This window comes from Paraglaciecola sp. IT1134 (genome assembly GCF_058068185.1).
The window spans coordinates 1,367,435-1,382,740 of the sequence record NZ_CM176486.1; the positions used below are offsets into that span (position 1 = coordinate 1,367,435).

General features: G+C 45.4%; 14 protein-coding genes. 3 read left to right on the top strand and 11 right to left on the bottom strand.

What is annotated here, in order from left to right; genetic code table 11:
* Positions 1-79 precede the first annotated feature (79 nt).
* On the top strand, positions 80-859 hold the full coding sequence (locus AC3RV5_RS05890; protein WP_489731028.1) for a S1 family peptidase: 780 nt from the start codon (positions 80-82) through the stop codon (positions 857-859).
* A gap of 264 nt (positions 860-1,123) precedes the next feature.
* Here AC3RV5_RS05890 and AC3RV5_RS05895 read toward each other — a convergent pair whose 3' ends face one another.
* From AC3RV5_RS05895 to AC3RV5_RS05905, 3 genes are all read right to left on the bottom strand, one after another.
* Positions 1,124-3,313 (bottom strand): malate synthase G, encoded by a 2,190-nt coding sequence (locus AC3RV5_RS05895; protein ID WP_489731029.1) that lies wholly within the window; start codon positions 3,311-3,313, stop codon positions 1,124-1,126.
* Positions 3,314-3,427: 114 nt separating this feature from the next.
* A complete protein-coding gene (locus AC3RV5_RS05900) occupies positions 3,428-4,381 on the bottom strand; it encodes a LysR family transcriptional regulator (protein ID WP_489731030.1) in 954 nt (317 codons plus the stop codon).
* A 280-nt stretch (positions 4,382-4,661) separates the two neighbouring features.
* Positions 4,662-6,263, bottom strand: coding sequence for an isocitrate lyase (locus AC3RV5_RS05905; RefSeq protein WP_489731031.1), 1,602 nt, complete (start codon positions 6,261-6,263; stop codon positions 4,662-4,664).
* A gap of 302 nt (positions 6,264-6,565) precedes the next feature.
* On the opposite strand from AC3RV5_RS05905, the gene AC3RV5_RS05910 reads away from it, so the two are divergent.
* Positions 6,566-7,525: a chemotaxis protein CheV gene (locus AC3RV5_RS05910; RefSeq protein WP_489731032.1), complete on the top strand. Its 960-nt coding sequence runs from the start codon at positions 6,566-6,568 to the stop codon at positions 7,523-7,525.
* Positions 7,526-7,645: 120 nt separating this feature from the next.
* Entirely contained in the window at positions 7,646-8,977 is a 1,332-nt protein-coding gene (locus AC3RV5_RS05915; RefSeq protein ID WP_489731033.1) for an alkaline phosphatase, read from the top strand.
* A gap of 83 nt (positions 8,978-9,060) precedes the next feature.
* Here AC3RV5_RS05915 and AC3RV5_RS05920 read toward each other — a convergent pair whose 3' ends face one another.
* The 8 genes from AC3RV5_RS05920 to AC3RV5_RS05955 all read right to left on the bottom strand — a co-directional run bounded on the left by AC3RV5_RS05920 (position 9,061) and on the right by AC3RV5_RS05955 (position 15,292).
* Complete coding sequence (locus AC3RV5_RS05920; RefSeq protein ID WP_489731034.1) at positions 9,061-9,762, bottom strand: VC0807 family protein; 702 nt, start codon at positions 9,760-9,762, stop codon at positions 9,061-9,063.
* Between the two features lie 119 nt (positions 9,763-9,881).
* Entirely contained in the window at positions 9,882-10,442 is a 561-nt protein-coding gene (locus AC3RV5_RS05925; protein WP_489731035.1) for a rhomboid family intramembrane serine protease, read from the bottom strand.
* A gap of 68 nt (positions 10,443-10,510) precedes the next feature.
* A complete protein-coding gene (locus AC3RV5_RS05930) occupies positions 10,511-11,674 on the bottom strand; it encodes a glutathionylspermidine synthase family protein (RefSeq protein ID WP_489731036.1) in 1,164 nt (387 codons plus the stop codon).
* A gap of 12 nt (positions 11,675-11,686) precedes the next feature.
* Positions 11,687-12,304: a DUF1190 family protein gene (locus AC3RV5_RS05935; protein ID WP_489731037.1), complete on the bottom strand. Its 618-nt coding sequence runs from the start codon at positions 12,302-12,304 to the stop codon at positions 11,687-11,689.
* Between the two features lie 8 nt (positions 12,305-12,312).
* Positions 12,313-12,729 (bottom strand): DUF350 domain-containing protein, encoded by a 417-nt coding sequence (locus AC3RV5_RS05940; RefSeq protein ID WP_489731038.1) that lies wholly within the window; start codon positions 12,727-12,729, stop codon positions 12,313-12,315.
* A gap of 31 nt (positions 12,730-12,760) precedes the next feature.
* The gene (locus AC3RV5_RS05945; protein ID WP_489731039.1) at positions 12,761-13,408 is read right to left on the bottom strand and encodes a YjfK family protein; all 648 of its coding nucleotides are present in this window, start codon (positions 13,406-13,408) and stop codon (positions 12,761-12,763) included.
* A complete protein-coding gene (locus tag AC3RV5_RS05950) occupies positions 13,401-14,459 on the bottom strand; it encodes a potassium channel family protein (protein WP_489731040.1) in 1,059 nt (352 codons plus the stop codon). Before AC3RV5_RS05950 ends, AC3RV5_RS05945 begins: the two co-directional genes overlap by 8 nt.
* 152 nt (positions 14,460-14,611) lie before the next feature.
* Positions 14,612-15,292, bottom strand: coding sequence for a PspA/IM30 family protein (locus AC3RV5_RS05955; protein ID WP_489731041.1), 681 nt, complete (start codon positions 15,290-15,292; stop codon positions 14,612-14,614).
* Positions 15,293-15,306 lie beyond the last annotated feature (14 nt).

Genomic DNA, 15,306 nt, shown 5'->3' on the forward strand with positions numbered 1-15,306 from the left:
AGCAACGCGTATTATCCATAGCCCATGTATGTTTTATTTGTAATGATACAATACCGAAACAATCCTGCTACGGCCCACTATGATAACTAATTTTTCACTTTATAAAATAACCGTATTACTTTTTTCATGTTTGACCGCCTTATTAACAGTGAGTGTCGATGCTCACTCTGTAATAGAGGTCGTGAAAAAAAATAAGCCCTCTATAGTGGGGGTCGGATTATACGATGCTATGTCTGCCCATAGTCATCAGTTGCGGGGCAGTGGTTTTGTATTTGGTGACGGAACGTTAATTGCGACCAATTACCATGTGGTTTCTGAACCACTGGATCCCCAGGTAGTGCAATACCATATTGTTTTTTCTGGTACCGGGCGACGTCCCGCTATTCATAAAGCTGAAGTTGTCGCCAAAGATCCACTACATGATCTGGCAATTCTGAAAATTTCGTCCCCTTTACAACCCTTGAAACTGGCTACCGATGCATTGTTAGACGATGGACAAGAGATCCTGCTAACAGGATTTCCTATCGGCTCTATCCTGGGTTTATACCCGGCAACACATAAAGGGATCGTTGCTGCCGTTACCCCAGACGTTATTCCTAGTGTCAATGCCAACCAGTTAAGCATAAACATGCTTAAACGTTTGGACAAACCGTACATGATTTACCAGCTAGATATTACTGCCTATCCTGGCAATAGCGGTAGCGCTGTATACAGTGCAGACACTGGAGAAGTTGTCGCCATACTGAACAAAGTTTTTATCAAAGAAACCAAAGAGGCGGTTTTAGAAAAACCTAGTGGCATCAGTTATGCCATTCCTGTGGCTTATTTAAGCGCTTTAATGAAAAGTAACGGCCTATAGGCAACACACAGTGGGACTTTCGGGAAATGCCTGGTTTAGATCGTTCGTTTGCATAGTTTGAGCATAAGGTGAATATGAAAAAAGCGGTTTCAACCACCACTGAAACTGGGTTCGCCATAGCGTCGAGCCGCGCATCAGTCTGCCGCACACGCGTTGGCGAAGCATACCTGATAAAGGCATTATTAAAATCATTGCCGCCAAGAGACCGTGACCATGATATATCCGACAAAATGGGGGGAGATGCATAATTCCCCCTATGGATAATTATACGGTCGCTTTGAGTTTTATTTTCATCTCTTTGCGTTTGGCATGCAACACCGGTTCGGTATAACCGTTGGGTTGTTCTTTACCACTGAATATCAATTGCTGGGCGGCTTGATAAGCCAAACTCTCCTGTGGGTTTGGCAGCATAGGGATATAGTCTTGGTCATAGGTATTTTGTTTATCGACTAATTCAGCCATGCGTTGCAACGACGCATTAACTTGAGTTGCTTGTATGATCCCGTGTTCTAACCAGTTCGCTAAGTGTTGACTCGAAATGCGCAGCGTGGCGCGATCTTCCATTAACCCGACATTGTGTATGTCCGGTACTTTAGAACAACCAATGCCTTGATGCACCCAGCGGACCACATAACCCAAAATTCCTTGCACATTATTGTCTAGCTCGTCTTGGATTTCCTGCTGTGAAGGGGACTCTGCGCGGGTCATCAGGGGGACTGACAAGATCTGCTTCAGGTAATCAGTATTATCACGGGCCAGGTCTTTTTGAACTGCAAATACATCTATCTGATGGTAATGCAGGGCATGTAATGTCGCTGCTGTAGGTGAGGGAACCCAGGCCGTGTTGGCTCCGGCCAATGGATGGCCTGTCTTGTTTGCCATCATGTTCGCCATCTGGTCGGGTATGGGCCACATTCCTTTTCCGATCTGCGCTTTGCCGGACATGCCTGTTTTAAGGCCAGCTTGTACATTGGCTTTTTCGTAGGCGGTTAACCAGGGCTGTGTTTTTATCTGGGCTTTTAAAGCAAACGCACCCAGTTGCATGGACGTGTGTATTTCATCCCCCGTGCGATCCAGAAAACCTGTATTGATAAATACTGCCCGCTCCTTAGCAGCATAAATACAGGCTTTTAAATTGACAGTGGTGCGGCGTTCTTCATCCATGATACCCATTTTAATGGTATTGCGCTCAAGCCCCAGGGCGTCTTCAACTCTGGCAAATAACGTGTCGGCGAAAGCGACTTCCTGTGGTCCATGCATCTTGGGTTTGACTATGTAGATACTGCCTGTGTGACTGTTTTTGTATTTCCCTTGGCTCAAAAGATCATGTTTGGCGATCAAGCTGGTAAACATGGCATCCATGATCCCCTCAGGTATGGGCTTACCGTCATATAAAATGGCGTCGTTAGTCATCAAGTGGCCAACATTGCGCACAAACATCATGCTGCGGCCACTGACATTTATCTTTTCTCCGCTAAAAGTGCTGTACTGGCGATCGTCGTTCATACGTCGAATCAGACGTTGCCCGCTTTTTTGCATCTCGACCTGCAAGGTGCCCTTAATAAGCCCCAGCCAGTTTTGGTAAACCAAGGTTTTATCTTCGGCGTCCACGGCTGCCACTGAATCCTCGCAGTCCATAATAGTGGTCAGTGCTGATTCGATAAGCAGATCTTTGATGTTGGCCGGATCGCTTTTTCCGATAAAATGCTGAGCGTCAAATTGCAGTTCAACATGTAAACCATGGTGTTTAAAAAGTATGGCGGCGGGATTGTTTTGATCACCTTGATAACCAATACATTGCTCGGGTGAGGCAAGGGCACTCTTTTCCCCTGATGCCAACGTAACAAACAGCTCGCCGCTGGCAATAGTGTAAGCCTGACTATTTTGATGGCTTCCTGAGGCTAAAGGCGCGATGATATCTAGCCAGCCTCTGGCATAGTCAATCACTTTTTGACCGCGTAGCGGGTTGTATTTTGTCCCTTGTTCAGCGCCATCGGCTTCACTTAGCACATCACTGCCATAAACTGCATCATATAAACTGCCCCAACGGGCGTTGATAGCATTAAGTGCAAAACGGGCATTATTGATTGGCACTACCAGCTGTGGGCCTGCCATCGTTGCGACCTCTGGGTCCACGTTGCCGGTGGATATAGTGAAGTCTGTAGGCTCAGGCTCCAGGTAACCGATTTGTTGCAAAAAGGCCTGATAAGCCTCTGGTTCGAGTAACTCTTCGACTAACTCAGTGTTAGCGCAATAAGTATCGATTTGTTGCTGCAATGTGTCTCTGGTTTTCAATAGGGCAGCATTTTCGGGAATAAGGTCTGCCAGTATTTGCTCAAACTGTTGCCAAAAAAATGCCGGGTTCACTTCGCTGCCTGGCAGGACTTCTTGCTCAATAAATCTGTCGAGTTGCGCTGCCACCTGCAAAGTGCCGCGCTGAATATAGTTCTGCATATTGTGTTCCGCCTTTGTGTCTTTATCGGGCCAGTCTAAGGAATAAAGTATACATTAGTTAATTTATGGTTTTTATCCTTGCTATAAATTTCATGAATTATACTTGGCGCAAAGTTAAGTTTGATTGGGAGAGCTCAACTGCTCGCCCACTTCGGCAATTAACCTGCGCAACCAAACGTGGCCAGCGTCGTGGTGTAACAGGGCACTCCATGCCATTTTCAACGCAATGGGGGGAATATCGAAGGGGGGTTCCAATACCACTAACTTAGGATCATTGGCATAAAGCATGGCCGCTTTGCTTGGCAAAGTAGCGATAAGATTTTGTAATTTAGCCAATTGTAATGCCACATGATAATGACGGGTAAATACCCTTATGTCTCTTTTCTTGCCTAATTTGGTCAGTTCGGCGTCTACCCAGCCTAATTTTTGCACTTCGTTAGGATCGATTCCCACTCCCACACCAAAACCGGTTTTACTTACCCAAATGTGTTTGGCTTGTAAATAATTCTCAAGGGTAAACTGATCCACAATAGGATTATCTGCATTAACTACGCAGGCAAACCTGTCATACCACACCACTTTCTGGTGAAAGGACAAGGGCAGCTCTTCGAATCTATTGATCGCCATATCGACTCGGCCTTGCTCTACATCATGAAAGGTCACATCGCTAGGAGTGATCATATCCAGGGTAATATTGGGCGCCACTTTGCCAAGTTGGCGTATCACCTCGAGCAACAAGGTTGACTCGGCATAATCGCTGGCCATGATCCTAAAAGTGCGTTTGCTGGATTGAGGAATAAAATCGGTTTCTGGCTGTATAGACGCTTCAAGTTTCGATAATACGTCGCGGATCACCGGCTGCAGTTCTTGCGCGCGTTTGGTTGCCGTCATCCCTTCGCTGGTACGCACCAATAAGGGGTCTTTAAATAAGTCACGTAGGCGTTTAAGCCCATTACTCATAGCGGGTTGAGTGATACTAAGCTGGTTGGCGGCACGGGTGACACTACCTTCTCTGAGTAATACGTCGAGATAAACCAAAAGATTCAGATCGACTTTAGAAATATTCATAGAACTAATGACCTCATTACATTTTATTGTTTTATGAAATTCTACCTACATATCTGTTAGAAGTCAGATCAATATTCATCCTCTTTAAATCGGTAAAAAACTCATGTATTTCAAAGGGAACGTTAAATTCACGAAGCGTTGAGGTGAGTTATCACTCTGTTTGGCAAGTAATCATTAACGTACTATCTGTTTTTCCTATTTATTACATGAATACTTGGCTGCCAGATAAAAAAATAGCAGGGCAAGCCTGCTATTTACTGCCTCAAAAAATTATCGCAATCTACAAAGCGATATCAAATTGATTCATAGTGTTATCGTCACCAGATGCCTTGAGTGCCTGTTCCCCTGAGAAATATTCTTTATGATCATCCCCCAAGTTCGAGCCAGCCATAGCTTGATGTTTGACACAGGCCAAGCCTTCACGAATTTCTTTGCGTTGCACGCCTTTTACATAGGCCAACATGCCCTCTTCGCCGAAGTAACCCTTGGCCAGGTTGTCTGTTGACAGGGCCGCAGTATGATAAGTGGGTAAGGTAATTAGGTGATGGAATATGCCCGCCTCACGTGCCGCGTCAGCCTGGAAGGTACGTATTTTCTCATCCGCTTCAAGGGCCAGTTCTGAGTCGTCGAAGCGTGAAGCCATTAACTCCTCACGGGCATAAGCACCGAGATCTCTGCCTTCTTGCTGCCACAAATCAAATATTTGCTGACGGAAATTCAATGTCCAGTTGAAAGAGGGGGAATTATTGTAAACCAACTTGGCATTAGGTACTTGTTGACGAATTGCTGCCACCATCTCACCAATTTGTTTAACATGGGGTTTTTCAGTTTCAATCCACAATAAATCGGCACCGTTTTGCAACGAAACAATGCAATCGAGCACTACGCGGTCAAAACCACTGCCTTCTTTAAATTTATATAAACCGTTTGCCAAACGCACGGGTTTGACCAGTTTGCCATTTAATTTCAGAACACTGTCACCCTCATCTAAATCGGCAACTGTATTGACTTCAGAGGTTTGTAAAAACGCGTTGTATTGGGCCGCTAAATCATTGGCAGACTGAGAAACTGGGATTTTTTGGGTCAGCCCTGCGCCCAAAGAATCCGTACGTGCCACTATGACGCCGTCATCTACACCTAGCTCCAGAAACGCATAACGTACGGCATTTATTTTGGCCAGAAAGTCTTCATGGGGTACGGTTACTTTGCCATCTTGATGGCCACACTGTTTGGCGTCAGAAACCTGGTTTTCAATTTGAATACAACAAGCACCTGCTTCAATCATTTTTTTAGCAAGCAAGTAGGTGGCTTCTTCGTTACCAAAACCTGCATCTATGTCAGCAATAATGGGCACTACATGGGTTTGATAGTCATCTATCTTGGCCTGGATAGCAGAGGTGTCGCCTCCTGCTTTACGATTGGCATCAAGCTGATCAAATAACTCTCCGAGCTCCTTTGCATCTGCTTGGCGTAAAAAAGTATACAATTCTTCGATCAATGCAGGCACAGAAGTCTTTTCGTGCATGGATTGATCCGGTAAGGGACCAAATTCAGAACGAAGGGCGGCGACCATCCAACCAGACAAGTACAAATACCGCTTGTCTGTGGTGCCGTGGTGTTTTTTAATGGCCAACATTTTTTGTTGTCCGATAAAACCATGCCAACATCCCAGTGATTGGGTGTATTGGCTGCTATCTTGGTCATACTCAGCCATATCATGGCGCATGATACCTGCTGTATATTTAGCGATATCCAAACCAGTCTTAAAACGGTTTTGCGCCTTCATACGGGCCACATATTCAGGATTAATGGCGCCCCAGGCACTGCCTTGTGAAGATGTTAAGGTAGCGGCGGACTTTATATCGTTTTGATAAGTAGACATGGGTCTTCCTTTATTTGTAGGGATAAGGTTTGGCAAGCTTATTATTAGAATAGGTGCGAGCCGTTGAAAACATCCTACTAAGCAAAACCCGATAAATGAAATGTATGATAACTATTTTCGGCATTCACCCCGTGAATGCACTGGTTGGCTGTCATGAGCTCAAGCTCAGGACCGAAGCACTGTGTGCCCCACATTGAGCAGGTTGAATAAATGGCTTAATATTAGCGACTAAAGTTCCAAATTGACCCTTAACCCCTATATACTCAGCGCTTAATCAATACAAACTACTTGAAAGTGATGGTATGAACGGAATACTTGCCTCGGTCGATCAGCGAACCCAATTAGTGGGAGAAAACAGGCTCGAATTACTGCTATTTAAATTGGACACTCGTCATGTGTTTGCGATCAATGTCTTCAAAGTTAAGGAAGTCATCACCGTACCCTCTTTAAATAAAATGCCGGGTTCACATGCTCATTTAAAAGGGGTCATGAATTATCGTGGTGCCGCCATCCCGGTTATTGATTTACGCGCTGCGATCAGAATGCCAATTTCTGAGGATTATCAACCAGGCAACGTCATTATTACCGAATATAACCGTTCGGTGCAGGGTTTTTTGATTGGTCAAATTATGAACATAGTTAACACCTCATGGAGTGCTATACAACCGCCGCCAAAGGCGGCAGGCAAAAATACCTATTTAACTGCGATTACCCAGATAGATATACAGGGAAAATCTGAATTAGTAGAGATAATCGATGTGGAGAAAGTCCTGGCTGAGATAGTGACTTACGACACCAAGATATCTGACAAACTGCTGGTTGATGAGCTGATGCCCCATCTTAAGGGACGCAGTGTGTTAGTCGTTGATGATTCTGCCACCGCACGCTGGCAAATTCGCCAGACACTCACACAGTTAGGTATGATTGTTATCGAACAAAACAACGGTAAAGCGGCCCTTAATTTACTTAAGTCCTGGGCTGATGCAGGTGAGGTGGTCACTGATAAAATCCTCATGATGTTCACCGATGCTGAAATGCCTGAGATGGACGGCTATCGTTTGACTGCAGAGGTTAGACAAGATGCCAGAATGAAAGATTTATTTATTGCCTTAAATACCTCCTTAAGCGGCAGTTTCAATCAGGCTATGGTCGATAAAGTGGGATGTAACCGATTTATTTCCAAATTTCAGCCGGATCTGCTGGTCGAGGTGGCTCTACAAAGGATGGGGGAAGTGGTTAAACAGCCACATAAATCTGCCTGATCCTGGCTAATTATTCGCCGCTTGGTTAGAGATGGCTTTTTCCGCAGCCGCGAGTATTCAACTTGTCATCAAAGCATGCGTATAATCGTTCGCTTGGCTCTTCTAAACTGTGAATAATAGATGAAATTTTTGAGTACTCTTATACTGTCAGTAGCGTGTATGACAGCCTTGGCCCAGCAGAAACCTAAAAACATCATTATGGTCGTTGGGGATGGTATGGGGCCAGCTTATACTTCAGCTTATCGTTATTTTCATGATGACAGGTCCACTGCGGTAGTGGAAAACACCGTATTTGATCGCTTGTTGGTTGGTATGGCAAGTACTTACCCTGCGCGAGACTCTGGCTATATAACTGATTCCGCTGCCGGGGCGACCGCCCTGTCAACCGGGATCAAAAGCTATACCGGTCAGACCATACTGTCGAGCGGAAGCAGAAGCTATAATGGCGCCGTTGCAGTAGATACAGATAAAAAACCGCTGTTGACGGTACTGGAATGGGCCAAACAACAAGGTTTAAAAACCGGCATTGCTGTCACTTCGCAAATTAATCATGCCACACCTGCCAGCTACGCTGCCCATAATGAGAGACGCTATAATTATAATCAAATAGCCGACAGCTACTTCGACGATAAAACAGCGGGCAAGTTTATCCTGGATGTAATGTTAGGCGGTGGCTGGCAATATTTCATTCGACCCGATCGCAACCTGGTAGCAGAATTTAAGCAAGCAGGTTATCAATATATTGATAAGATGGACGCCTTAGATAGCCTTGAAACGGGTCGTCCCGTATTGGGATTGTTTGCCGACAGAGGTTTGCCCTGGGCCCTGGATAGTAGAGAACACCAACGTTTGCCAGCGATGACCCAAGCGGCGGTCAAGCAATTAGAAAACGATAAAGGTTACTTTTTACTGGTGGAAGCCAGTCAAGTGGATTGGGCCGGGCATGCTAACGATGTGGGCTCCGCCATGGCTGAAATGCATGATTTGGCATTAACGGTAAACTGGTTGGAAAACTACGCTGAAACTCACCCCGATACCCTGGTGGTGTTAACTGCGGATCACAGTACAGGTGGATTGTCTATTGGTGCGGTGCAAGATTATCGTTGGGAGCCCCAATGGTTGGAAAACCTCAAGGTTTCTCCCCAAACAATTGCCGAGCAACTCATGCACAGTGATGACAAAATACAGCTAGCGAGTGAACTGTTTGGTTTTGAACTCAATCAAGATGAACAAACACTGATAGCCGGGATTGATACCAGCAACAATGAGATGGCTTATCAAAACGTGAAAACTCTGCTCGATATACGCTCTAACACCGGATGGACGACGCATGGGCACACAGGGGTGGATGTGCCGGTTTTTGCCACCGGGCCAGGCAGTGAGCTATTTAATGGGTTTTTGGACAATACTCAAATTGCCAACAACATCTTTGAACTGTTAGGGAAAAAATAAATTTTTCAACAAGTTGCTGAGCATTCAGCAACTTGTTATTTCCTAAGGCAAGCCAGCCTTGATAAACATTGGTAACCTGAGGGTTACTGGGTTCCCGCCAAAAAGTTTTCTAAATCTTCGCCAGTGAGTTTTTTAATTTGGGCAAACAAATACCACAGTGCCCCCATCAACATCAACATGCTGGGAATAACGATCACCGGATAGCTTAAGGCGGTCATTCGCCCCAGCTCCTCTGTGTATTGGGAGGTTCCGGGGGGGCTTATCAGGATAACTTTAGCCAGAATATAATTTAATCCGGAAGATAGGAAAAACGAGCCGGCTACTATGTAGGAGCTAACTGCCATTTTCTGTTCAAACTCTGCTGTTTTGTTATTTTCTTTTAGCGCTTTGGACAAACTCTCCCAGTTTACAATTTGCTCGTTCAGCACTAACACCTTTACTAAAGGCTTGCTGGTACGCTGGGTAATCAACACCGCTAAGCCTATCAACGCAGGAATAGCCGCTTCTTTAATGGCAATATACTCAGCGGGTAATTCAAGTAAACTGATGCCACCGGTTAAAAACACACTCACTATGCCTAAAATAGAAAAACCATTCACTTTGCCAGACTGCTTTAAGTCCCACAGACCATAAACAATCGGAAAAGCTAAGGCGGCAACTATGCTCCATGCCGGACCGAGGCGATCATCGCTATTGAGGTTAGTCAAAATTAATACGGGGATAATGATATTAAAGGCGAGGTTGCCTAAAAATCCACTTTGTTTATTTGCTGTGTTGTCGCTCATTTTTACCTTCGAATCTTTCAATACTGATTAAATTGTTTATGCATATATCGTTATTATATGTAAGTTGACGCCTGCCAACTATCTTTACTTAAGGTATAGCCATAATAAAGCTAGGGGCCTCAATCATGATCCCACAGTCGAGCGGCGATCAGCCCTGAGATAAAACCAAAAAGGTGTGATTCCCAGGAAACAAAACCGCGCACCGGAAACACGCCGAAAATAAGTCCGCCATAAAAAACACCTACTAATAACGATATAGCGAAAAGCTTGAACCTGCCACTGAGTAAACCGGCGAATAATAAGAAGGCAAAATAGCTATAAACCAGGCCGCTGATCCCCACATGGGTGGCGGAGCGGGCAAATAGCCAAACCAACAGGCCAGTTAACACCAGACAGAATAGACTCACAGAGACAAAACGCCGGTTCCCATACTGCAACATCAGCAGGCTTAACACACACAATGGCACGATATTCGAAAGATAGTGCGCCAGGCTGGCATGGATAAATGGGCCGCTAATAATACCAAGCAAACCCGGTATATAACGTGGAATATTGCCAAACTGGGTTAACATCCGGCCGCTGAGCAAGTTCAGGATCTCTATGACAGTCACGAGCAGGAATATCCAGCCAACTATTCTAAATTGTTGCCGAGTAGTAAGGATAGTATTGTTCAAAGCCATGATAATGTTCTAACTAAGTCTATAAGTGAAGTGTGCAACAATGCTGGATAAAAACACCTGCTAAATTGTCACAAAATAATATGGGGTAGATAGCGAGATAAATCCTGGGTAATAACAGAAGTGTCTTCTCGAACTGAGATCCCTGCGGCTTGATCGCCCACTAGCCAGGAACCTATCAACGTATGATTGTCGGCAAACTTCGCCATGGGAAAATACGCCTGATAAATAAAACCCTCTTCGCCATAAGGCCCGTCTGCACTTAAAATAGTCTTGCCATCGTCGATAAAGCTGACGTTTGCGCCTTCCCGGGAGAAAATCGGTTTTTTTACCAGCTTGCTTTGTGTTGCCAGATGCAATTCATCTTCGAAATAAGCGGCCAGTAAATTTGGGTGCCCGGGAAACATCTTCCATAACATGGGCATTAAAGCTTTATTCGACAATACCGATTTCCACATGGGCTCCAACCAGTTGATTCCAGAAGCAGGGATGGCCTGACCGAATTCTTCTCGTTGCATAAATTCCCAAGGATAGAGTTTAAATAGGGTATTAATGTCCTGATCCAGCAAATCAGTAAAGCCGCCGTTTTGAGCTAAACCAATGTCTTCGATAAAAACAAAATAGTTAGCTATGCCCGCTTCACTGGCACAATCTTGCAGATATTGCACTGTGCCACGGTCTTCATCGGTCTCCTTGCAGCAGGCAAAATGCATATGTGGTAACTGGTAGTGCTCGGCTATTTGCGCCAGACGCCGTATGAGCTTTTCTTGCAATGAATTAAATTGGTCGGCCTGTGCACTGATTTTGCCATTGTCGACTAACTCCTCCAGCCATAACCACTGCCAAAATCCGCTTTCATAGAGGCTAGTAGGGGTGTCAGCGTTGTTTTCGTAAAGCTTCGCCACGCCATTACCATGGTAGGCGAAGTCCAGGCGTGAATATAAACTAGGATCGTTACGTTGCCACGAATCTTTGATCGGCTGCCAAAATGCTGCCGGGATCTGAAATTTCGCCAGCAGTGCTTCGTCATTGACTACCTTTTCCACTACCGCCAAACACATCTGATGTATCTCTTCGGTGGGTTGCTCGATGTCCCGTTCAATTTGCTCTAGGGTAAACTGATAGTAGGCAGACTCATCCCAATAGGGCTGACCGTGCATGGTGTGGAAGTTGAAACCGAAGTCGGCAGCCTTACGCTGCCAGTTTTTACGTTCTGTTATAGGAACTCTGAGCATAAAAGTGTAAGGCTATCCGCCCCAGCCACCTCTTCTGGCGCTCGAACTACCCCAACTCGATTTCGCCCTGACACTACTGCCAAAGCCTCCTCGGCTCATGGTTTTGCTGACTGTCGGTTTAGGTTTAAATGCCTCTTTATTGACCTTCATATTACGCTGACGATAATCACCATAATCCGAGCCATCCGCCCCCATCCAGCGATTACGGTAGGAGGAATTCCGAGAGTAAGAGGTGAACATGGGTTGGGAACGATAACCGGGAGTTAATAAATTGCTCAGCATGTAACCAGCCATAAAAGGCATAAAAAATGAGCCGCTGTCGCTTCTTTGGTAATTGCACTGATTGGGCCCAAACTCTTCTTCACATATCTGTCTGGAGGCGTATTTAGGGCCGGTACGTTGGGCTTCATCCAGGGCTTGTTGGTAGGCCGCTTTGCAGGTTTCTGTTTGGTCTGGATTTTGGTTGACACAATCATCAACCCCTGTATAAACGGTGGCTTTTTCTGTATTCTGACCGCATGCAGACAACAAAACGGCGGCGACACCCAGAGCCAGAGGTTTAACGGAAAAACCTTTGCGCATACGGCTAAGGTTGATATGAGCTGAACGTTTGAGAGGATTATGTTCCATGAAACCTCCTAGTACGTCATAGATGCGGCGTTGAGCAAACCAACAGACACCGACATAGCAGCTAAAATCGTTCCCGCGGATACCTCATTATTAATGATCCGCTGGGCTATTTTAGGCATAAAGGTAAAGCGCAGCAACGCAAAAGCCAATGCCTGGGCGATGATAGCGACTATGCCCCAGATGATAAAATCAATTAGGGAGGCTGAATTGGCCACCGCACTAGCCAAGGCTAAACTGAACCCTATCACCGCTCCGCCAAAACCGATTGCGGCGGCTAAATTTTTATCTTCTTTGACCAGCTTCCACTCATCGTGGGGGGTCACAAACGCATAGACTATTTTAAAAATGAAAAGTAATAAAATAGCAACGGCAAAGTACAGGGCAAAGTGCCCCAAGCCGGAAATTGAATTGATGATCGTGTCCATGATGTGTCCTTATATAATGCGTTAAAAATCGTTAGCCATTGATGCTGATGTCTGCCTGGTCGATGTCAAATCCCGTGCTTGTTACCAGGCAGCGATCCAGCTTGTTGTCGACCAGTTTTTCCTCACCTGTTACCAACAGCGTTTCGACATTGCCACCTTCAAGTTGACGTTCATACAACATGACAAATTGGTCTGTTTCGCTGGTGTCTCCGTCAAGTTCATAAGTTTTTTCGGTCATGGCGACCGGTGGAGATATTTCACCCACAGCATCCCATACCCGTTGGTAACTGAAACTATCCAGGTTGTAACTCGCTTGGGAGATATCCTGCTTGATCAACTGCTGCCATTGGCTATCTGAGCCAACGGTTTTGGTTTGATAGAAATACCATAGTTTTACATCGGTGATATGATTTTCCGTTTCGCCACCATCCAGTACCACTTGCAGATAGGCATCATCATCTGTGTAAAAACGTAATATTTTGCCGCCGGTATCCAGGTTAACTTCACCCACAGCTTGAATTAAATGTTGGGTCGCTGCGGATTCAATAATTAATTGAGGTTCAAGTAATTTTAGTTTCAGTGCATCAATTTCAAAGGAGCCCCCCAGATACAAACCCATGATCTCCGGCGCTTTATCAGTCTTTGGTGTGGTTTTTTTACCAAATAATTTGCTAAACATGTCTATCCTCCGCAAATTTTTGCCATTGAATATTCTTAATACGGCGCTCGGCAATATAGAAAATTTTGTCTCCGGGAAACAGCTCTGTGGACAAATCCGGATTGACATGAATTTGCATCGTTTCACTTGCCCGTGCAATGCCAATCAAGGTGGCTTGATACTGCTGTTTTAATTCGGTAAACAGGGTCGATACTTTAAGGGTAGAAAAAGACAGCGGCAGAGTATCCGAGTATTGAGCTTGACCGTGATTGACATCTAAAAGATCATGGTGCAACAGGCTGGAACCAGGATCGAAGGCCGATTTTGCCAGCATCTCTACCGCCACACTTGGGGTGCATTCAACATTGGGACAATGTTTCTGCAATAATTTCACCAGACTCTCATCGGTAAAATAAGCGACCATTTGAGCTGAGGGATTACGCTGACTGCAATATAATGCGGTGGTCATGGTCAAGTCATCTTCAGGGTTGTCCATCAACACCACTTTAGCGTCGGCGACACAGGCCCGATCCATTTCGGCATCATTACTAAAGCTGGCTACTTTCACAAACTCTATTTTATCCGGCATAGGATTGGTAATGTCGGCCCGTACGCACAACGCTATTACCGGCTGTATGTCAACGGCTTCGCGCTCGCGCAATAATAACTCCAGCAATCTGATGGTGCGCTGTCCGTTCCAGCCCAAAACCAGAATGTGGTTAGAAAGGTGTAAACTTTTCAAACCTTTTGCTCCTTTAAGCCACTGATATGAAACCCAGGATGCAGCTCGACCTATTACCAGGGCGAAAAAACTTAAACCAACTGGAATAACAAATAGAGATACGAAATATTTCCCCATGGTGGTGACGGGCGACAAGTCGCCATAACCTACCGTTGAGGCTGTCACCACTAACCAATAGATAAAATCCGTAGGATGAGTAAGTGCTTCTTCACCAGCCACGATCATCATCAGCCAACAGATAACGCTGTAAACCCCCATGGCGACCAGGATGGTATACCAGCGCATTTCTGCGAAGTACCTCACCAGAATTTTGCGGATCCTCGGCACCATTACATTACGTTCTTGTTAGTTTTAATTGGCCAGCATTCTTGCATACTTACTACTAATTTCAATCACACAATCTGTAAAAGTAAAAATGCGGAATTTATATGGCTATAAAATCCGCATTTTTCAGGCTGGTAAACTACTCTAGAACTGGCCGATTACTTACCTAGAATTCGGCTTAATTCGTCATCGGCTGAGGCTGTGCCACCTTTTATGCCTGCTTGGGCCAGACGTGTTTCCAGTTCGTCACTGGATTCTTCGGTGGCCAGTTCCTGGGCCGCTTGCAATTCTGCTTCGCGCAAATTTTGTTTATCTTGAATGCGCTGTAACGATTCCGTGGCGGTTTTCATCTTGCTGTTAGCACCTAAATGCCGTGAAGATACTGCTACCTGGGCTTTTTGCACAGACTCAGTAGCCTTAACCATATCCACTTGCTGCTCAAGGCGGCGTAAATTGCCTTTTGCCTGACTGATATTGGCAGCCAGTTGTTTTTCGGAATGTTTGAACTGGTCCAGGTACTTTTGTTCTGCCGTCTGTTCAGCTTTCAAATCAGCAACTTTTTGCGCACAATCCAGGGCCAGTTGACGATCAGAGTCGATGGCTTTGCGGGCATGGGCCTCGTATTGCTCGATAGAGCTTTGCAAGCTGCTGACCTTTTGTTGGGCCAGTTTACATTTTGCTAAAATTTGGGTTCTGGCGTGATCTGATTTTCGCAGTTCATCCTTAGCCTCACGTATTTCTTGTTCAAGTATGCGGATGGCCTGATTATCGACCACTGATTGTGCCGCTTCTGTGGCACCGCCTTTCATCGCAGTAACTAATTTTCTCCAAACTGACATAATCTCACTCCTCG